This is a genomic window from Microcoleus sp. PH2017_35_SFW_U_B (genome assembly GCF_020737865.1).
Taxonomy (GTDB): domain Bacteria; phylum Cyanobacteriota; class Cyanobacteriia; order Cyanobacteriales; family Microcoleaceae; genus Microcoleus.
In genome coordinates this window covers 37,930-55,598 of the sequence record NZ_JAEQDE010000044.1, presented here as the reverse complement: position 1 = coordinate 55,598, position 17,669 = coordinate 37,930, and the positions used below count along the sequence as shown (strand labels likewise).

Genomic DNA, 17,669 nt, shown 5'->3' with positions numbered 1-17,669 from the left:
GGCTAGGGGGGATCTCCGGGTTTAAAACACGCCTAAGGGGGATCTGCGACTTAACTAATGACTAATCACTGATGACGGCAGGACTAATTACGCAGAAACCAAGAAAGTTTGCTTGTATTCTGTGATGCCTTCTTTCAGCAGCTTCTCAGCTTCATCAGTCAAAGCCTTACCGCCTTGAACGATTTCGCCGTACTTCGGCTTGCTAGTCCGCAAATAGTCGCGCAAACCAAGAGTAAACTTGGTTACTTTGTCTACATCGATGTCATCCATGTAGCCGTTAATACCGGCATAGATTACAGCAACTTGTTCGTTCATCGGCAGAGGAGAACTTTGCGCCTGTTTCAACAGTTCCCGCAAGCGTTGACCGCGGGCCAATTGATTTTGAGTAGCCTTATCCAAGTCAGAAGCAAACTGAGAAAATGCTGCCAGTTCTTCAAACTGCGCCAATTCCAATTTCACCTTACCGGCTACTTTTTTCATTGCCTTAGTTTGAGCCGCAGAACCTACCCGCGATACCGAAATACCGGGGTTTACTGCTGGACGCAAACCAGAGTTGAACAAGTCAGAAGAAAGGAAGATTTGACCGTCGGTAATCGAAATTACGTTGGTTGGAATGTAAGCAGAAACGTCGCCTGCTTGGGTTTCAATGATTGGCAAAGCTGTCATGCTGCCTTCGCCCAATTCATCGCTTAATTTAGCAGCGCGTTCTAGCAAGCGAGAGTGCAGATAGAAAACGTCTCCAGGATATGCTTCGCGACCGGGAGGACGGCGTAGCAACAAGGACATTTGGCGGTAGGCCTGTGCTTGCTTGGAAAGGTCATCATAAATGACCAAAGTGTGCTTGCCTTTGTACATGAAATACTCAGCTAAGCTGGCGCCTGTGTAAGGTGCCAAATATTGCAGGGTTGCGGGGTCGCTAGCGTTGGCTGCTACGACGATTGTGTAGGCCATCGCGCCCTTTTCTTGCAGGACGTTGACGATGTTAGCTACGGTAGAAGCTTTTTGACCGATCGCCACATACACGCAAATTACATCTTCCGATTTTTGGTTGATGATTGTGTCGATCGCGATCGCAGTTTTACCTGTTTGGCGGTCTCCAATAATCAATTCCCGCTGTCCTCTTCCCACAGGAATCATCGCATCAATAGCGGTAATCCCTGTTTGCATCGGTTCGTAAACAGAACGGCGAGAAACGATACCAGGTGCCGGAGATTCAATCAAGCGAGACTCAGTAGTTTTGATTTCGCCTTTACCGTCGATTGGACGGGCCAAAGCATCAACTACGCGGCCCAACATTGCTTCACCAACGGGGACTTCAGCAATTCTGCCAGTAGCAGTAACTGCCGAACCTTCTTGAATGCCTAGGCCTTGGCCCATCAACACTGCACCCACGTTATCTTGTTCGAGGTTCAGTGCAATACCCACGGTGCCGTCGGCAAATTCTAGCAATTCGCCGGACATAGCCTTATCCAAGCCATAAATCCGGGCAATGCCGTCGCCTACTTGCAAAACAGTACCGACGTTAGAGACTTTTACATCTTGGTCGTACTGTTCAATTTGCTGGCGAATAATGCTGCTAATTTCGTCAGGTCTGATTGCTGCCATGTCAGTTATTATTTGTCAGTTGTCAGTTGTCGGTCAGTCGATTTTAGATTTTAGATTTTAGATTTTAGATTTACTCGCAGCATTGAATCTGGGAGTTTGAACTCTTAGTCTAAAATTTTGATCTTTCCACGACTTTAAGTCTAGTGCTTGTACCCATTTTTGGGCGGGTGGATGTTTTTGGCAAGAAAGAATTGAGATTTGGCAGTAAGTATTTGGGACTAACAACTCAAAAACAGAAATTCATTGATTTCTGCCTCCTGTTTAATTCTTCCCTTATTCTTTCTTCCTTCTTCCTTCTTCCTTCTTCCTTAAATCAGGAACTCAAGCGAATTCCGAGACGGCGCAATTGTCCCCGCAGGCTAGCATCAATTACTTGAGAGCCTACTTTAATTACCACACCGCCGATTAAATCTGCGTCTATTTTTGTTTCAATTTCTACGCTACGAGCGCTGGTCATCGCCTGCACTTTCTCGCGAACAGTCTGCTGTTGAGCGTCTGAAAGTGGGACTGCCGATGTAACTTCAGCCAATACTGTTTGGTTGAGTTCTCGGAGCTTTGCCAAGTATTGTTGGCCAATCCCTTCTAAAAAAAGAATTCTTCCTTTGTCTACTAAAAGCTTCAGAAAGTTGTGCATCAAGGGGCTCATTTCTTCACCCGCTATTTGCTTAATTACAGCTTTTTTAGTATCCGCTTTGATCAGCGGATTGGCTAAAAATTGACGTAATTCTTCCGAACCTTCTAGCAGGCTAAGCAAAGAACGAATGTCTTCGCCGAACTTTTCTGAGAGATTGCTGGACTGAGCCAGTGACATCAAGGCAGATGAGTAAGGCTGTAAGACTGCTGTGCTAACGATACTCACTTTTTAGCCTCCCAGTAACGCAATGCTGCGATCGATTAAGTGGTTTTGGGCGTTGTCGTCCAAGCGAGTTTTCAACTCACCTTCCACTTTTGCTAATGCCAAAGATACAACCGTCGATCTCAGTTGGGCGATCGCTCTTTCCCGCTCCGCTTCCAACTCTTGACCTGCTGTTGCTTTCATGCGTTCAACTTCCTGCGCCGCTTGAGCTAGAATTGCTTCTTTTGCTACGATCGCATTTGCTTCAGCAGCGGAGCGAATTCGTTCCGCTTCTGCTTGAGCCTGAGTCAATTTTTGCTGTTGTTCTGCTAAAGCTGCCGCTGCATCTTTTTGGCGAGTTTCTGCATCTTTAATCGCCTCTTCAATGGCGGAGCGTCTTTCGCCTAGGATATTTCCTAAGAAGCCGCGCCCGAAGTAAAACAGCAATCCAATAACAATGCTCAGGTTAATCAGGTTGGTTTCTAAAATATCGAAATTTAAACCGAAACCACCTTCTGTGCTAGCTTCTGTGGCTAGCAATAAAACAGTCCCCATGATTCTCTTCCATAATTGCGCGTGCAGGTTGGATGAACCGATTTAAGATTTGAGAATTCACCCAAAATCTAAAACTGTTCGATCGAGCTATTTGGCCAGTGCTGTGCCCAATAGCTTTTCAAGAATTTGTCGGCTCAGAGTATCTACCTCTAGTTCTAGCGAGCGCATTGCCTCTTGTTTTTGCTGCTCAATTTCTTGGCCTGCCTTTTCTCGCGAAACTTGAGCTTCTTTTTGAGCCTCAGCTACTTTTGCCGACGCGATTTTTTTGGCATCCGCTTGAGCCGTAGCAATTACTGCCTGAGACTGTTTGCGAGTTTCTCCCAGTTTTTGGTCGTATTCCTGCGCTAATTTCTGGGCTTTTGCCAAGCGTTCCTGAGCTGACACTTGAGTGGTACGAATGTATTCGTCCCGATCGTCCAGAACCTTAGTCATGGGCTTATAGAAAACCGCATTGAGGACTACCGTCAAAACTAGGAACTGCAATGCCATAAATGGCAAAGTTGCATCAAAATCAAACACTTTTAGTTCCTCCTTGTTTTTGGGGCGGAAAGACATCCGCCCCTTTTTTGCAATCCTTCAATATTAAGCGAAGGGATTAGCAAACAGCAGCACCAATGCAATAACGAGACCGTAGATGGTCAAGGATTCCATGAATGCTAAGCTCAGCAGGAGAGTGCCGCGAATTTTGCCTTCTGCTTCCGGCTGACGCGCAATACCTTCTACTGCTTGACCTGCGGCATTACCTTGACCGATACCAGGTCCAATCGCGCCTAAACCAATAGCTAGACCGGCGGCGATAACAGAAGCAGCAGCAATTGTCGGATTCATGATAAATTTCCTTAATCTTTGTGTACAGAGTTCAAGAGAGATGTTGGGTAATTGGTCATTAGTCATTAGTCATTAGACCGCTGGCTTTTGACTGTTCGCTATTCGCCTTTACCCAATTTTAGAGAGTTAATCGTGATGTTCGTCGCCGTGTCCTTCCAATGCTTCGTGAATGTAAGCTCCTGCCAAGGTGGCAAATACCAAAGCTTGAATCGCACTGGTAAACAGACCCAACATCATTACGGGCAAAGGTACGAACAGGGGAACTAATAACACCAACACCGCCACCACTAATTCATCCGCTAAGATGTTACCAAATAAACGGAAGCTCAGGGAAAGAGGTTTGGTGAAATCTTCTAAAATCGCGATCGGTAACAAAATTGGGGTCGGTTCGATGTACTTACTAAAGTAACCCAAACCCCGCTTACTGAAACCTGCATAAAAATATGCCAAAGAAGTCAGCAATGCGAGTGCTACCGTCGTGTTGATGTCATTAGTCGGAGCAGCTAGTTCGCCCGCTGGCAACTTAATTAGCTTCCAAGGAACTAAAGCGCCCGACCAATTCGATACAAAAATAAACAGGAACAATGTGCCAATAAATGGCAGCCAAGGACGGTACTCTTTCTCGCCGAGTTGATTTCTAGCCAAGTCTCGAACGAATTCTAAGGCGTACTCCATGAAATTTTGCATTCCGCTCGGAATTCTCTGCACATTGCGAGTTGCCGCGAGGGAAGCTATCAGGAGGAGAGCAATCACAATCCAGGAGGTAATAAATACCTGTCCGTGAACTTTGAGACTGCCTATGTGCCAGTAGAAATGCTTTCCTACTTCCAACTCAGCGAGGGGAAAAGCATTAAAGGCATTTAAGACATTTAGCATTTCCATTCACAAGAAGTTCACACAGTGGAGGGTTCACCGACTGCCTGACCCATTGGCAGGGTCGGTAACAAACAGGCTTTGCAGCATATAAAAGACGATCGCGCCCTTATACGTCAGAAATCCCAAAAATATGGGCAAAATCTGTAGCTCTTTCAACTGAGTTGATACTACAATCAACCCAATAAATACAGCTAACCTATTTTTGCTCAGACTCGTTTTTTGCGGGCCGATGCGTTCAACGTCTTTAGCCAACATTCTCAAGTAAACCACACCGGCGATCGCCCCAAGCATATAATTTAGGGCAATGTTGAGTGAATAAAAAATCCACACCGAGATAAAAATTATTCCCGTGAAAGCGAGAGTGACCACAAACAACTGTTGTTGAAGTTTGTAGAAATCTTGCATAGTGTCGGTGGACTCCGGTTCGGACGAACCTGTCTGAGAGATGTCCCCCGTTTCAGCGATGGATGCGCGAGATTGATCTGACAAGGTTACTTGACTTTTAAAGCAGTCGGTGTTAGTTGACTCCCACTACAATTAATTCGGTTGAAACCGTCTTGTAGCGACAAGTGTGACAAAAGCTACAGCTCGTACACTTCAGATCGAATAATACCACGCGCAGGTAACATAACTTAAAAAAAAATGAATTTTTTGATTGGTTTCTGAGAAAAGTCTGGCTGAGTTACCGAACCCAGGTAAGCGTGCCGAACCTTTCCGAAACCAGAAGCTAGAAGGGTTTTATGCAGACAGCCGGAGATTCTCTGAATATTTATCATGTTGTCGTTGTCGAGCGACTCGGAAATCTTTTTGGTCGATCGACATAATTCTACATCTCCCACCGCCCGATCGCACCAACTCACACTTTATATCGCCTGAAGCGCACAAAATCTTTCTTACTTAGTATAAAAAAACGGGAGCTTTTTGGCGAATATAAAGATTTGTAACAAAGCCCAACATTTTGCATAAAAATCGAGTTTTGCACCAGATAGGTCAATAGAACAACAAATTTAACATCGATCTCGGTGCTTACTGTGAAAACTCAAAACCTAATTACATCAACGCTAACAGCCTTTGTGGCAGCAGCAGGTTTCAGTGGCAGCGCGATCGCCGGTACGATTCGGCACGATCGATCCGACGCCCAGTACATAAACTTCGCCAACCAAAACCAATTTGCCAGCGTCGGCCGCCTCGACATGAGATTTGCTAACAACACGTTCACCCTTTGTTCGGGAACCCTGATCAGTGCCAACTGGGTACTAACCGCAGCGCACTGTTTTGAAAACGGTCAACAAAGTCTTGCTGGTGCAGGTTTTTCAATTGGCGGGCGCAGCTATTCAATCAATTTGGGACTTCAGAACGGAGGATGGGCCAGTAGCAACCGGAACGCGAGTGCAGGCGCTGACATAGGCTTGTATCGGCTCAGCAGTTCAATCTCGAACATTAATCCGGCCACCCTGTACTCCGGTACTAACGAAGATTTGCAAGTCGGCAGCTACGTCGGGTTCGGAAATACAGGCAATGGCTTAAGTGGCGAAAATGTAGGAACATACAAAACAAAACGAGCTGGTCAGAATACGATCGGCCTGGGTAGTCGATTAGGTTATTCCAACGGAATACTCGTGTCAGATTTCGACGATCCTCGATCGGTCGATCCCTCACAGCCATTGACTCGCCCTCTCAACCTAGAATACCAATTAGCCCGGGGCGATAGCGGTGGAGCACTGTTCATCGGCGGACTCCTGGCCGGTGTCAACTCTTTTATTACCAGCCAGAACAACCAGAGGTTGGCTGACTACGGCGATATTTCTGCTACTACTCGCGTCTCGTCGCAATACAACTGGATTCGGAATGCCATCAGCGGATTAGCTGGAACAGGAGTGCTCAATAGCTTACCTAGAACTAGCTCAAACTTTGGCCCAACTACTCTCGCGGAGCTCGTAATCGATCAATCCGACAGTATCGGCGACTTGTCACAACCACTGGAAATAGTACAGGATACTTGGGACAACTCCGAAGCAGTACCGGAACCGACAACAGTAGTCGGCGGATTGCTTTCCTTGGGGGGTTTTATTTTAGCCCGCCGCCGCCAAAAGTTAGCTCAAAAACAAGCTTGAAGCTAGGAGTAGGTGGACGCAGTTAAACGTAAAATCCGCGGCTAGAACCTGCTAGAAGCCGGACTTATTCAATAATTCCGGCTTCTCATGCAACGAGGTGAAATTCTCGAACAGCGGGGAGAAAGTTTTTATTCTCGTGGCTCGATCGACTAAGTTTGATTAAAGCAAACCGCTGTAGCGGCTGCAAACCGCTCCACTGGGCATCGGTAACAGTCAATCCGAGCTCTTGCGCTTTTGCTGTGACGGATTCTGGTATGGTTGCAGCATCCATCCACGGGGGATTTTGGTCGATCGCCAAATCGGTTCCGCATTTTCCAGTATGTTGGATTAATATTTGGTTTAGCTGTTCTCGGTAATCTTGAATTTCTGCACTTGTCACACAAGGAAGCTCTACAAGTGTTTGGCGTTCTGCTTGAGTAAAATGATTCCAATCTTGCAACTTGAGTTTGATGCCGCAAGTATCTAACTTGAGGCGTACTTGCATTGGGATGCAGCGCAGGGCTTCTACAAAGTCAGCTTCAAATTTAAAAAATGTCATAGATATATGGATTTGCAAATTAGATTTTTTTTATTAACCGCAGAGGGCGCAGAGAGCGCAGAGTAAGAGATGAGGGAGAAATCGATGTCGTTTTTTTGCTTCTTGGGTGCATCTCATTTTTGCAAATATCTTCGTAGGGGCGAAGCATTCCGGCAGACGATTTATTAGCTATCGCCAGAGATTGACTACCGGAATGCTTCGCCCTTCCCAAATTGAGATGCACCCTTTTGCTTTCTATCAATAATTGCAGAAAATCGAGTCCGCATTTATAATTAAATAATATTACAAATCATTGACATGAATCCCGTAGACTACCTTCGGATTAGTTTGATAGACCGCTGCAATTTCCGCTGTCTCTATTGTATGCCGGAAGGTAGCGAGTTGGACTATGTGTTGCAGCAGCAGTTGCTAACTCACTCGGAATTGCTAACTTTGCTGCGGGAAGTTTTCATACCTGTGGGATTTACTAAGTTTCGGTTGACTGGTGGGGAACCGCTGCTGCGCCCTGGGGTGGTGGAGTTGGTTGGGTCGATCGCATCTTTGCCCGAAACACGAGATTTGTCAATGACAACTAACGGCTTTTTGTTGGCGGGAATGGCGGAAAATCTCTACAGTGCTGGTTTGCGCCGGATTAATATTAGTTTGGATTCCCTGGAACCGGAGACTTTTGATCGGATAATTGGTAGTCGGGGACGATCGCGCTGGATGCAAGTTTGGCAGGGAATTCAAGCGGCTTATGAAGCTGGATTCGATCCGCTGAAACTGAATGTGGTGGTGATTCCCGGTGTGAATGATGGCGAAATATTGGAGTTGGCAGAATTAACTATTAACCGGAATTGGCACGTTCGATTTATTGAGTTTATGCCGATCGGCAATGGCGATTTATTTGGCGATAAAGGTTGGGTAGCATCGGCAGAATTGCGGCAACAAATTAGCGATAAATATGGTTTAGCCGAGTCGGGAGTGCGGGGAAATGGGCCGGCGGATGTGTTTCAAATTCCGGGGGCGAAGGGGACTTTAGGATTTATCAGTCAGATGTCGGAGTGTTTTTGCGATCGGTGCAATCGGATGCGTTTGTCGGCTGACGGGTGGCTGCGGCCTTGTCTGCTGAACGAAACGGGGCAAATTGACTTAAAAACTGCTCTGCGGAATGGGGTGTCTACGGTTGAATTGCGCGATCGAGTGCAGCAGATATTGGAGATTAAACCGGAGATTAATTTCAAGCAGCGAGATTCGGGAACTACTCAAGGAAATTACAGCCGCACAATGTCTCAAATCGGCGGCTGAACTAACCGACATAGAGCGCTGAAGAAATAAAATACTTAAGGCAATACTTGAGTATAATTGTCACAGTATTCGATTCTCAACAAACTCGATGACCATCAAGCCGATTCGGTGGGTTGGCCCTGCCCGCGAAGAAATCCAATCTCTTCCTGAAGAGGCCCGAAAAGAAGCCGGTTTTTCACTTTGGACTCTCCAGCAGGGCATACAACCACCAGACTTTAAACCGATGTCGATCGTAGGTAAAGGCGTTGAAGAAATTCGGATTCGGACAGAAAATGCCTATCGGGTTTTCTATATTGCTAGATTTGAAGAAGCTATTTATGTGCTCCACGCCTTCCAAAAGAAAACTCAGAAAACAGCCCAGAAAAATATCGAAGTTGGGCAGAAACGCTACCAAGAGTTGTTACAAAATCGTTTAAACTCAAGAGAACCGGAACAATGAGCGAAAATACTATTACCCAAGCAGCCGATAATATTTTTCTAGATCTCGGATTCTCATCTGAAGAAGCTGATAACTTACTAATCCGATCGCAACTAATTCTCGCCCTGACTCATCAGATTAAAGAGCGCGGTTGGACTCTCGATCAAACGGCTCAACATCTCCAACAGTCCAACGATCGAATCAAAGCTCTAACTCAAGGTAAAATAGGGCAGTTTTCCGTTGACAGTCTGATTGCAATGCTCAATAAAGTAGGTATGACTGTCAAAGTCGAAATTTGCCCCAAGGTAGCTTAGGTGAAAATTATGCAATTTGGCGCATTCTACAACTAAAACTCTCCTCCCAAAACTTGTCCAGCCGTCAAGTTCAACTGCGGAAAAGCCGGCGATATCAGCGCTTGTTCCCCTTGAAAAACCCCAACTTCGACATACTCACCTGATTCTAGTCGTAGTACCGCTACTATCTCCTCTTGAGGGTCAACAATCCAATATTCAGGGATACCCCGCGCTGCATATTGAGCTCGTTTACTAATGTAATCGCGATCGCGCCCAACTCTACCTGGACTAACAACCTCGACAACCAACTGAGGAGGCGGCATAGTTTGGGTGATGGTTAGCCTGGTTGCTGTCAGCAAGATGTGTTCGGGGCGCAAAACCACTAAGTCGGGGTAGCGGTTAGCTGCGTCGCCCTCCCGCAGGATCGGAACTTGGATTTCGCACAGGTGAAGTTTGATACACCGCCAAGGGATGCCAGTATTAACAAGCACTAAAAACAGATAGCTGACAATGGCGTTGTTGGGTTCGGATTCTGGCGGCAATGTTACTAAGTCTCCGTTAATTAGTTCATAGCGGTTGTCGGTGTCGTCCTCGTAGGCGAGGTATTCTTCAAAGGTAAGTTTTGACTGGTGGACTTGTATCATCTTTTGCCTTCCAGGATTGCTAAAGTTTTTAAGGCCATGCTTAAGTATAATTGTGACATTATTCGATTCTAACTCAAGGTAAAATTGAGCTATTTTCCGTATCTTCATTTCCTGTCAAATTAATCGGGCCAAAATCATCAGGAACCTCATCAAAAGATTGAATCTGCAATAGGCGCATCATCAGTTTCCACTGACGGGGTGTTGGTTTTGCTTCCGTTTCACCCGAAATCCAACGCTGGTAAGTACGCAGCGGAATCCCGCAATGCACGGCAAATTCAGCCTGAGATAGCTTTGTTCGCTCAATTCTCAAAGCCTCGATCGGCGATGCGCTCTCTTGTGGTCTTGTATCTTTTTTCGTCAAATATTGGCGCGTCATATTGACGTATTCTCCGAAATAACTCTATCATATCGGGTACGCCTTGGCGCAGTGCTCGAATCACTACACCAAAGCGATTCCCCCAATGTTGTCAACTCAACACTCGGAGTAATATCAATAATGCCAAAAAAACCAACTTGGTTGCGTTATGACCCAGATGAGGATATTTCCCGTCACGCAGCCGCCGATGATGAATGCTGCTACGAAATGGAGGCTAAATATGGATGGACACTCAAGAGGATAGAAAAACTTCAGGGTGACACCTTGAGGGCCGATTGCGTGTTCGAGGGTAAGACAGAATTTCCTCAGCCGTTTCACGAACAGGAAGATGACGACGATGCGTAAATACATTGTTTTTAGAGCCGAAGGGCGGCAACCGGGATGGGAAGATAGAATGCTATCTCACACTCATTCTCTGACTCGCATTCTTGCTGAATACTTTGATTCGTCCGATCGCCCGATCCCGCAACCAGGATACAGGCCAACTGAGTTTGTCAGGGTTGAAGCCGAACACGAACCAAATTTCCACGGTTGGAGTACCCATTACAAAACCGGAGATTGGGAAGTTGCGAGAGTGGAAACCTACACCTCTGATACTGAAGGTAGTTCGAGCGAATTCGGCACTGAAGGTAGTTCGAGCGAATTCGGCATGGTAGTTATCTGCTATTGTCGCTACAATCCGATCGGCTCACAGCTCAAACCAATGCCCGATCGCGAGGTGTCGATAGATAGTTTCGGTGGAGACAGGGTAGCCTACGAAACTTGGTTAGAATCTCAAAAAGATCGGCAACCTGCTGAAGTATAGTTAGGTAAATAGAAGAGCGATCGCTCACTCTTTGATTGACCAATTTCAGTCAAGGAATCTCGCCCTTCCACCAACCAATCTAACTGAAGGGCGATGATTGATTTTCAATTTGGGATTGGCGATTCGGTATGTCGGGCGATCGCTACGCACCTGATGGTGCTAACTAACAGTAGATACATTATTTCTGCGCTACAGCATACAAAACATTTACATCTAGTGCAGAAACTTCATTTGTCCGCAGAAATTGCAGATTTACTTGTCGCACGCGTTCCCTGGTAGCTGGATCGAGTTGGTCGATCGTACCCCGGAATCCTGCACCTAAAACTATTGTCCACCAATCCTCTGGAGAAGTCAGTTGGTGAGTGCCAACTTCTTCAAAAACTTTTACGTTTGTTGCACCACCTGATTCTAGTAGTGCTTGCAGCGAAGCAGAATTATTAATCCGATCCCACGGCGTAAATTTCCGATATAAATCTGGTCGTTCAGCCTCAATTGTACTCCAAAACATTTGATTGGCAGGTTCAAATACCTTTTCCCCCCAAGAGGTAATTGCGAGTTTCCCGCCTGGGCGAAGCATACGCCAAAGTTCTTGAACTGCTGCTAGCATATCTGGAACAAAGAAAATCCCGAAAACACAAACAATTGCATCAAAACTGGCGCTGGGGAAACCTAGATTTTCAAAATCGCCATATCGAAACTCAATATTTTCAAGCCCTTGTTGTTGTGACTTGTGACGTGCCAGTGCTAGAAGTGATTCGGCCAAATCTATTCCCAACACTTGTCCGTTAGCGCCTGCACATATGCCTGCTGGAATCGCAGAAGCGCCACTTCCGCAACAAACATCCAAAATGCGATCGCCCGGACGCAGCGAGAGTCGATCGATTGTTTGCTGTCCAAAGCGATTCCAGAAAGATAAAGCTGGAGCGTCAAAGCGATCGGATGCTGCATTAAAAACATTTTCTATTTTGGCGATCGTCTCTTGTTTGTTAAGCATTGATTAAACTGCTCCTTATTTTCAAGACTTGATTCTGTTTTCAGGATTTAATATATGTTGTCACATTCTGATAAGCTGTCGCGCATTTAAATTGCATATTCGGGACGCTGCTCAGAGCAACGTCCCACAATACTTTGATTATTTCTTGACATACATTTTAAATACAGAACAGCTTAGTAAACCAATTCTAGCATAACTTATTTTAGGAATGAGAATTAAATAACTTACAATTTTAATTATTGTGGGATGGGCGTCCCGCCCATCCCACTTTTAAGAGTGTAAGTTATTTAATTTTCGTTTCTTAGTAGCTGTAGGGTGCGTCGCCGTCGAAAATTTCTAAGAAAATAGCGACCATCTCTGAGTGACATACCTCACATAATCGTTAAAAACGATAACATTTTTTGGACGACAATATATTTGAGAAATTGTACTATTTTATCTTGGATATTACCTGAAGTTAATAACTGAAATTAGTGAGGTGCGTCAGTTCGGAAATTGTCGATTTTTAGCGGAAATTATCCAAGCTGACGCACCCTACGACTTAACGGTGTGTCAGTTCGGAAATTGTCAATTTTTAGCGGAAATTATCCAAGCTGACGCACCCTACGACTTAACTGGATTCTTTAATGGAGTAAGATGAAATGAACCGCGAAGACACGAAGGACACGAAGGAAGAGAAAGAAGAAGATGCAGTTCTTGCTTCGCGCTCTTCGCGTCTTCGCGGTTCGTTCAAATAATTAAAAAGCGCTATTAATTCGGTGTTAGCAAAATAAGCTGTTTTGATAAGATCGATCGCACTTCATCCAATCCCACCTCAACATCCGCCAAAATCTCCCCTATGCTTTTGCCAGACGGGCTTCCCTCTTTCTCCCCCCCTTGGTAAGGGCTTCCCTCTTTCTCCCCCCCTTGGCAAGGGGGGGCTGGGGGGGGTAAACAACCTTGCAAAAACTCAAATTCAGCACTTGACAAATTGAGCAATTGGTAGTTGCAATCAAACACTTGTTGACTCGGCCAACCGTGCATACAAACGCTCAACTCTGGAATTGCCGCCAAAAGTGCTTTATCATCCGACCAATCAATTTTATTAACAGGCTTTTTGCCCAAGAAAAACTCGTAATGAGTGATTTCCGTATCCAACAATTCAATTAATCGATAAAGCTCCCGTTCCGTCAAACCCTGAGCTCTTTCTATCAATTCCGGTGCTTTGCCCAAAAGTCTTTCTAACTGCCAATATCCCGGATTTGAGAAACCGATAAATTCTAATCCAGAAGCGTCAATTAACTCGAACAAAGTCTCGATGTTGTAGTCAATTTCCTGCGGGTGAACGTACATATCGGCAAAACATTCGTCTCGCAGATTTTCTCCCGCCCAACGCTGTTTTTCGTACTTGACAAGGCGGTTGGTTTCTGGTAGCGAAGCAAAGATTTCACGGCCGACTTTCACACCATCGGGATAGTCGCCTTTTTGAGTTCCTTGGAGAAGTGCGATCGCCCTTTGCATCAATTGAATTTCCCAGCGGCCCAATTCAGCATACACAAAAATGTGCATCAAGCCACCAGGAGCTAACTTCGCCGCCAGTGCTTGAATGCCACGAATCGGATCGGGCAAATGATGCAACACGCCCACGCAATTGATCAAATCGAACTCGCCTTCGAGTCGATCGGCATCGTACAGGCTGAGGTGCCGAAAATCTGCTTCTCGCGCGCCCGATCGCCTACAACGTTCTTGTGCTACCTTCAAAGCACCGGAACTAAGGTCGATCGCTGTTACCGACGCTTCAGGATTCAAGTGAATCAGATAATCCGTACTCGAACCCGTGCCGCAGCCAGCATCCAAAATCCGAACATCCAGTTTTGGCGGCTTTTGGCCAGTGCAAAAATTGTAAGCATCCGGCCAACTCCAGCGCCAGTTGTATCCCGGTGGTGGTTCGTCCGACAAAGGATCGGGCGGGAAAGGAAAAGTATCGTAAAGCCGACGCACGGCAGCACTGATATCAGGCGAAGTTTCCATAGATTAGGGAAGAGTTTTAAGTGTTGAGTTGGGCTTCGGGATGGGATTGGACTGACGGCTGACAACTGCCTACTGACAACTGAGGGCGGGCACTCTTGGCACCGCCCCTACCAACTGCCTACTGACAGCTTCCGCGTAATAAAACTTATCATTTTTTCTCATATAAGCTCTCTTAAATCTATACAATAAATCTCGGCAGGCTTTTTAACAAACGAGGACTGTCCATCACCCAATGCTGAGCTTTCGGGTAAGGCAGCGGCGTCTTTCGGCAGAAAGTAAAAAGCCCAGAAAAAGGCAGAAGAAAATTTTGGATTTTCTTTTTCCTGAATTCACGGCTCTTGCTGCGATCGTCGCAGGAGTCAGCTATCCTGCCTTTGTATTTTTTCCAGGAATGTACGGGCGAAGCAAGCGCGGAGGGAGTGCCCCGTCGGTGTCTTCGGGTCGGACATTTCCCGGCAGGACGAAAGATGAAACCAAAACATTTTAATCTAAGAAAGTAAGCGCCCTAACCTCGTGATAGGTCAAGGCAAAAAGTAAACAAAGCAAAAATACCTAATTTTACCTGCATGAGAAGGCAAGGTTAGTCTGGGTAAATGCTGCAACGATTTAGATAGGGAGCGAAGGAGTCTAATGACTGTAAAAGCAAGTGGTGGAAGCTCAGTTGCCCGTCCGCAACTATATCAAACTGTACCAGTCGCAACGATTTCGCAAGCTGAACAGCAAGACCGCTTCCTACAGCGGGGCGAACTGAGCGAACTGGCAAGTTATTTCAGTTCCGGTGCTCTTCGGATCGCGATTTCTGAGACGCTGACCAGAAACTCGGAACTCATAGTATCCCGCGCAGCCAACCGGATTTTTGTCGGCGGTTCCCCGCTGGCATTTTTGGAAAGACCAGCAGAACCAGTGATGGCTATGGCTGGCGCAACTCGCGGCGGCTCGGTAAATGTCTCTGAAGGCATGAAACTGGGAACTGTTACTTACGTTGAAGGTCGCGCAGGTGGCGGCGGCGGTAACGGCAAAGGCTCAGGTGGCGGCGGATTCTTGGGCTTGGGAAATCTGTTTTCCACTAACGGCGGCGGTGGCGGCCCAATTCCAGCAGGATTCCAGCCGATTAATGTCTCGCGCTACGGCCCGAGCAACATGACCAAATCTCTGCGGGATTTGAGCTGGTTTTTGCGTTACATTACCTACGCGATCGTTGCTGGCGACCCGAACATTATTTCGGTGAATGTGCGCGGATTGCGGGAAATTATCGAAAATGCTTGCTCGTCGGCGGCGACAATTGTGGCAATGCAGGAAATGAAGGCTGCATCCTTGAACTATTTCAAGAATGATGAGGCCGCACGCACGATCGTCGCACAGTATTTTGACGTAGCAATTACCGAATTTAAAGCTCCTACACCTTCACCGAAGGTGCGTCAGCGCGAAACCAATGACCAGCAAGGGCTGCAACTTCCTCAAATCTACTTCAACGCAGCGGAAAATCGGGCGAAATTCGTCATGAAGACGGGTCTGTCGTCGGCTGAAAAGATTGAAGTAATCAAAGCAGCTTACCGCCAAGTTTTTGAGCGCGACATTACCCGCGCCTACAGCCAAAGCATTTCTGACCTGGAATCTAAGGTCAAAAACGGCGAAATCTCCATGAAAGAGTTTATTCGCCGCCTTGGCAAATCTCCTCTGTACCGCCAGCAATTCTACGAGCCGTTTGTCAACAGTCGCGCTGTAGAACTGGCGGCCCGCCACTTCCTCGGCCGTGGTTTGAGCTCGCGGGAAGAATTTAGCAAGTATTTTGCGATCGTCACCAAAGGCGGCCTGGCAGCCCTCGTAGACGCGATGGTTTATTCTCAGGAATATTCCGACTACTTCGGCGAAGAAACAGTCCCTTACCTGCGCGGTTTGGGCCAGGAAGCTCAGGAATGTCGCAACTGGGGCCCGCAAATTGATTTGTTCAATTTCAGCGCTCCTTTCCGCAAGGTTCCTCAGTTCATCACCTTGTTCGCAGGCTACACTCAGCCTCTACCAGATCAGCACGTTTACGGTATTGGTAACGATCCGCTGGAAATTCAGTTCGGTGCGATTTTCCCGAAAGAAACTCGTAACCCTAAGAACCGTCCAGCTCCCTTTGGCAAAGACACTCGCCGGATCTTGATCCGTCAAGGTGCGGGGATTGACAATCAATTGAGTAACCCAGCGGCTCGCGGTGCGGCTCCTGGTTCTCTGGGCCCCAAGGTCTTTAAACTAGACCAGTTACCCAGCAACTATGTGGCTTCCAAGAAAACCGCTCGCGGTGCCTCCAGCAGCTACAGCAATGCTTCCAGTGTCAAATATACCGAAAGTTCGACTCAAGCGGTGATTCGGGCTGCTTACCTGCAAGTGTTTGGTCGCGATGTGTTCGACGGCCAGCGCCAAAAGGTGGCGGAAATTAAGCTGGAAAACGGCGACATCCCGATGCGCGAGTTTATTCGGATGTTGGCGAAATCCGATGTGTTCCGCAATATGTACTGGAGCAAGCTTTATGTTTGTAAGGCGATCGAGTACATCCACCGCCGACTCCTGGGACGCCCTACTTACGGCCGTCAGGAAATGAACGCTTACTTTGACATTTGTGCCAAGAAGGGTTTCTACGCGCTGGTCGATAGCATCATGGACAGCATGGAGTACAACGAAGCTTTCGGGGAAGATACAGTCCCCTACGAGCGCTATGTGACTCCGGCTGGTTTGTCGATGCGGACGATGCGATCGGGTTCCTTTGGTGAGAAAAAGGCCAACGTTGAGCCGACTCCTGAAACACCTCGGTTTATCGAATTGGGTACTGCGATCGATGGCGGAGATCTTCAGTTGCAAACTCGGATTGCTCAAGGTGTGAGCAAGCGCCGTGAACAAACTAAGGTGTTCAAGCTAACAACTACTTCGGATAAGGTAGCTTTGAAAACTTTAATTCAAGCTGTTTACCGTCAAATTTTTGAGCGTGACATCAACTCGTATGTTGTGAAGAATGAATTCACGGCGTTGGAAAGCAAACTTGGCAACAATGAAATCAATCTCAAGGAGTTCATTGAGTGTTTAGGTTGTTCGCCGCTGTACGTGAAACAGTTCTATGCACCTTATCCAAATACTAAGGTGATTGAGTTGGGTACGAAGCACTTCTTGGGCCGTGCTCCTCTGAATCAAGCGGAGATTCGGACTTATAACCAAATCTTGGCAAGTAAAGGGATTAAGGGCTTTATCAATGCGATGTTGCTGACTGTTGAATATGCTGAGGCTTTTGGTGAGGATACTGTTCCTTATCGTCGCTTCCCAACTCTACCGGCTGCTAATTTCCCGAATACTGAAAGGCTGTACAACCAGTTGACTAAGCAGAATTCTGATGTTGTGGTTCCGAGTTTTGAGCCTGCGACTGTTACTGACAGAAGTTAGATTAATTTGAGTTTTTGGATGTTAAATTACTGGTAATTTAACGTCTCAAATAGTTGAAGGGCTGGTATAGTTAC

21 protein-coding genes are annotated in these 17,669 nt (G+C 46.6%); 8 read left to right on the top strand and 13 right to left on the bottom strand.

The features are described 5' to 3' along the window. Positions 1-87: 87 nt before the first annotated feature. The 8 genes from atpA to JGK36_RS12710 form a co-directional block, all read right to left on the bottom strand. The gene (atpA, locus tag JGK36_RS12745; RefSeq protein WP_293180383.1) at positions 88-1,605 is read right to left on the bottom strand and encodes a F0F1 ATP synthase subunit alpha; all 1,518 of its coding nucleotides are present in this window, start codon (positions 1,603-1,605) and stop codon (positions 88-90) included. A gap of 313 nt (positions 1,606-1,918) precedes the next feature. Then, entirely contained in the window at positions 1,919-2,464 is a 546-nt protein-coding gene (gene atpH / locus JGK36_RS12740) for an ATP synthase F1 subunit delta (RefSeq protein WP_293180386.1), read from the bottom strand. Between the two features lie 3 nt (positions 2,465-2,467). Then, positions 2,468-2,995, bottom strand: coding sequence for a F0F1 ATP synthase subunit B (locus JGK36_RS12735; protein WP_293180389.1), 528 nt, complete (start codon positions 2,993-2,995; stop codon positions 2,468-2,470). 87 nt (positions 2,996-3,082) lie between these two features. Further along, positions 3,083-3,550: a F0F1 ATP synthase subunit B' gene (locus JGK36_RS12730; RefSeq protein ID WP_293180392.1), complete on the bottom strand. Its 468-nt coding sequence runs from the start codon at positions 3,548-3,550 to the stop codon at positions 3,083-3,085. Positions 3,551-3,577: 27 nt separating this feature from the next. Beyond that, a complete protein-coding gene (gene atpE / locus JGK36_RS12725; RefSeq protein ID WP_193972048.1) occupies positions 3,578-3,823 on the bottom strand; it encodes an ATP synthase F0 subunit C in 246 nt (81 codons plus the stop codon). A gap of 126 nt (positions 3,824-3,949) precedes the next feature. Next, positions 3,950-4,705 carry a F0F1 ATP synthase subunit A gene (gene atpB / locus JGK36_RS12720; RefSeq protein ID WP_293154916.1) on the bottom strand — a complete coding sequence of 252 codons (756 nt, stop codon included), beginning with the start codon at positions 4,703-4,705 and terminating at the stop codon, positions 3,950-3,952. Positions 4,706-4,732: 27 nt separating this feature from the next. After that, positions 4,733-5,104 (bottom strand): ATP synthase subunit I, encoded by a 372-nt coding sequence (locus JGK36_RS12715; RefSeq protein WP_293180536.1) that lies wholly within the window; start codon positions 5,102-5,104, stop codon positions 4,733-4,735. Positions 5,105-5,331: 227 nt separating this feature from the next. After that, positions 5,332-5,559 carry a hypothetical protein gene (locus JGK36_RS12710; protein ID WP_293197041.1) on the bottom strand — a complete coding sequence of 76 codons (228 nt, stop codon included), beginning with the start codon at positions 5,557-5,559 and terminating at the stop codon, positions 5,332-5,334. A gap of 171 nt (positions 5,560-5,730) precedes the next feature. On the opposite strand from JGK36_RS12710, the gene JGK36_RS12705 reads away from it, so the two are divergent. Beyond that, positions 5,731-6,813 (top strand): trypsin-like serine protease, encoded by a 1,083-nt coding sequence (locus JGK36_RS12705; RefSeq protein ID WP_293180395.1) that lies wholly within the window; start codon positions 5,731-5,733, stop codon positions 6,811-6,813. Positions 6,814-6,898: 85 nt separating this feature from the next. Here the strand turns inward: JGK36_RS12705 and JGK36_RS12700 are convergent, their stop codons facing one another. Then, a complete protein-coding gene (locus JGK36_RS12700) occupies positions 6,899-7,351 on the bottom strand; it encodes a nitrate reductase associated protein (RefSeq protein ID WP_293180399.1) in 453 nt (150 codons plus the stop codon). Between the two features lie 297 nt (positions 7,352-7,648). Between JGK36_RS12700 and moaA the strand changes: the two genes are divergently transcribed. From moaA to JGK36_RS12685, 3 genes are all read left to right on the top strand, one after another. Next, positions 7,649-8,638: a GTP 3',8-cyclase MoaA gene (gene moaA, locus JGK36_RS12695; RefSeq protein WP_293180402.1), complete on the top strand. Its 990-nt coding sequence runs from the start codon at positions 7,649-7,651 to the stop codon at positions 8,636-8,638. A gap of 88 nt (positions 8,639-8,726) precedes the next feature. Continuing rightward, on the top strand, positions 8,727-9,077 hold the full coding sequence (locus JGK36_RS12690; protein ID WP_293190979.1) for a type II toxin-antitoxin system RelE/ParE family toxin: 351 nt from the start codon (positions 8,727-8,729) through the stop codon (positions 9,075-9,077). After that, positions 9,074-9,370, top strand: coding sequence for an XRE family transcriptional regulator (locus JGK36_RS12685; RefSeq protein ID WP_194061433.1), 297 nt, complete (start codon positions 9,074-9,076; stop codon positions 9,368-9,370). The genes JGK36_RS12690 and JGK36_RS12685 overlap by 4 nt, the downstream gene beginning before the upstream one ends. A 32-nt stretch (positions 9,371-9,402) precedes the next feature. Here the strand turns inward: JGK36_RS12685 and JGK36_RS12680 are convergent, their stop codons facing one another. Together JGK36_RS12680 and JGK36_RS12675 are read right to left on the bottom strand one after the other, a co-directional pair. Continuing rightward, positions 9,403-9,993, bottom strand: a complete 591-nt coding sequence (locus JGK36_RS12680) for a Uma2 family endonuclease (RefSeq protein WP_293197040.1) — start codon at positions 9,991-9,993, stop codon at positions 9,403-9,405. Between the two features lie 73 nt (positions 9,994-10,066). Next, positions 10,067-10,369: a helix-turn-helix domain-containing protein gene (locus JGK36_RS12675; protein WP_293180413.1), complete on the bottom strand. Its 303-nt coding sequence runs from the start codon at positions 10,367-10,369 to the stop codon at positions 10,067-10,069. Positions 10,370-10,489: 120 nt separating this feature from the next. Between JGK36_RS12675 and JGK36_RS12670 the strand changes: the two genes are divergently transcribed. Then, the gene (locus tag JGK36_RS12670; protein WP_293180416.1) at positions 10,490-10,714 is read left to right on the top strand and encodes a hypothetical protein; all 225 of its coding nucleotides are present in this window, start codon (positions 10,490-10,492) and stop codon (positions 10,712-10,714) included. After that, positions 10,707-11,174 (top strand): hypothetical protein, encoded by a 468-nt coding sequence (locus JGK36_RS12665; protein WP_293180419.1) that lies wholly within the window; start codon positions 10,707-10,709, stop codon positions 11,172-11,174. The genes JGK36_RS12670 and JGK36_RS12665 overlap by 8 nt, the downstream gene beginning before the upstream one ends. Before the next feature lie 178 nt (positions 11,175-11,352). On the opposite strand, the gene JGK36_RS12660 is transcribed toward JGK36_RS12665, so the two are convergent. Beyond that, positions 11,353-12,168, bottom strand: a complete 816-nt coding sequence (locus JGK36_RS12660; RefSeq protein ID WP_293180422.1) for a class I SAM-dependent methyltransferase — start codon at positions 12,166-12,168, stop codon at positions 11,353-11,355. A gap of 750 nt (positions 12,169-12,918) precedes the next feature. Next, complete coding sequence (locus JGK36_RS12655; RefSeq protein WP_293180425.1) at positions 12,919-14,178, bottom strand: bifunctional 2-polyprenyl-6-hydroxyphenol methylase/3-demethylubiquinol 3-O-methyltransferase UbiG; 1,260 nt, start codon at positions 14,176-14,178, stop codon at positions 12,919-12,921. Between the two features lie 307 nt (positions 14,179-14,485). Between JGK36_RS12655 and JGK36_RS12650 the strand changes: the two genes are divergently transcribed. Together JGK36_RS12650 and JGK36_RS12645 are read left to right on the top strand one after the other, a co-directional pair. After that, complete coding sequence (locus tag JGK36_RS12650) at positions 14,486-14,665, top strand: hypothetical protein (RefSeq protein ID WP_293180428.1); 180 nt, start codon at positions 14,486-14,488, stop codon at positions 14,663-14,665. A gap of 143 nt (positions 14,666-14,808) precedes the next feature. Next, positions 14,809-17,595, top strand: a complete 2,787-nt coding sequence (locus tag JGK36_RS12645; RefSeq protein WP_293180431.1) for a phycobilisome rod-core linker polypeptide — start codon at positions 14,809-14,811, stop codon at positions 17,593-17,595. Positions 17,596-17,669 lie beyond the last annotated feature (74 nt).

What these genes read in the sequence shown, in the direction of transcription:
- JGK36_RS12680 (WP_293197040.1), bottom strand. Translation starts at nt 9,993, where the DNA reads ATGATACAAGTCCACCAGTCAAAACTTACCTTTGAAGAATACCTCGCC.
- atpB (WP_293154916.1), bottom strand. Translation starts at nt 4,705, where the DNA reads ATGGAAATGCTAAATGTCTTAAATGCCTTTAATGCTTTTCCCCTCGCT.
- JGK36_RS12660 (WP_293180422.1), bottom strand. Translation starts at nt 12,168, where the DNA reads ATGCTTAACAAACAAGAGACGATCGCCAAAATAGAAAATGTTTTTAAT.
- JGK36_RS12665 (WP_293180419.1), top strand. Translation starts at nt 10,707, where the DNA reads ATGCGTAAATACATTGTTTTTAGAGCCGAAGGGCGGCAACCGGGATGG.
- JGK36_RS12715 (WP_293180536.1), bottom strand. Translation starts at nt 5,104, where the DNA reads ATGCAAGATTTCTACAAACTTCAACAACAGTTGTTTGTGGTCACTCTC.
- moaA (WP_293180402.1), top strand. Translation starts at nt 7,649, where the DNA reads ATGAATCCCGTAGACTACCTTCGGATTAGTTTGATAGACCGCTGCAAT.
- JGK36_RS12735 (WP_293180389.1), bottom strand. Translation starts at nt 2,995, where the DNA reads ATGGGGACTGTTTTATTGCTAGCCACAGAAGCTAGCACAGAAGGTGGT.
- JGK36_RS12685 (WP_194061433.1), top strand. Translation starts at nt 9,074, where the DNA reads ATGAGCGAAAATACTATTACCCAAGCAGCCGATAATATTTTTCTAGAT.
- atpA (WP_293180383.1), bottom strand. Translation starts at nt 1,605, where the DNA reads ATGGCAGCAATCAGACCTGACGAAATTAGCAGCATTATTCGCCAGCAA.
- atpE (WP_193972048.1), bottom strand. Translation starts at nt 3,823, where the DNA reads ATGAATCCGACAATTGCTGCTGCTTCTGTTATCGCCGCCGGTCTAGCT.
- JGK36_RS12700 (WP_293180399.1), bottom strand. Translation starts at nt 7,351, where the DNA reads ATGACATTTTTTAAATTTGAAGCTGACTTTGTAGAAGCCCTGCGCTGC.
- JGK36_RS12655 (WP_293180425.1), bottom strand. Translation starts at nt 14,178, where the DNA reads ATGGAAACTTCGCCTGATATCAGTGCTGCCGTGCGTCGGCTTTACGAT.
- JGK36_RS12675 (WP_293180413.1), bottom strand. Translation starts at nt 10,369, where the DNA reads ATGACGCGCCAATATTTGACGAAAAAAGATACAAGACCACAAGAGAGC.
- JGK36_RS12645 (WP_293180431.1), top strand. Translation starts at nt 14,809, where the DNA reads ATGACTGTAAAAGCAAGTGGTGGAAGCTCAGTTGCCCGTCCGCAACTA.
- JGK36_RS12670 (WP_293180416.1), top strand. Translation starts at nt 10,490, where the DNA reads ATGCCAAAAAAACCAACTTGGTTGCGTTATGACCCAGATGAGGATATT.
- JGK36_RS12690 (WP_293190979.1), top strand. Translation starts at nt 8,727, where the DNA reads ATGACCATCAAGCCGATTCGGTGGGTTGGCCCTGCCCGCGAAGAAATC.
- JGK36_RS12730 (WP_293180392.1), bottom strand. Translation starts at nt 3,550, where the DNA reads ATGTCTTTCCGCCCCAAAAACAAGGAGGAACTAAAAGTGTTTGATTTT.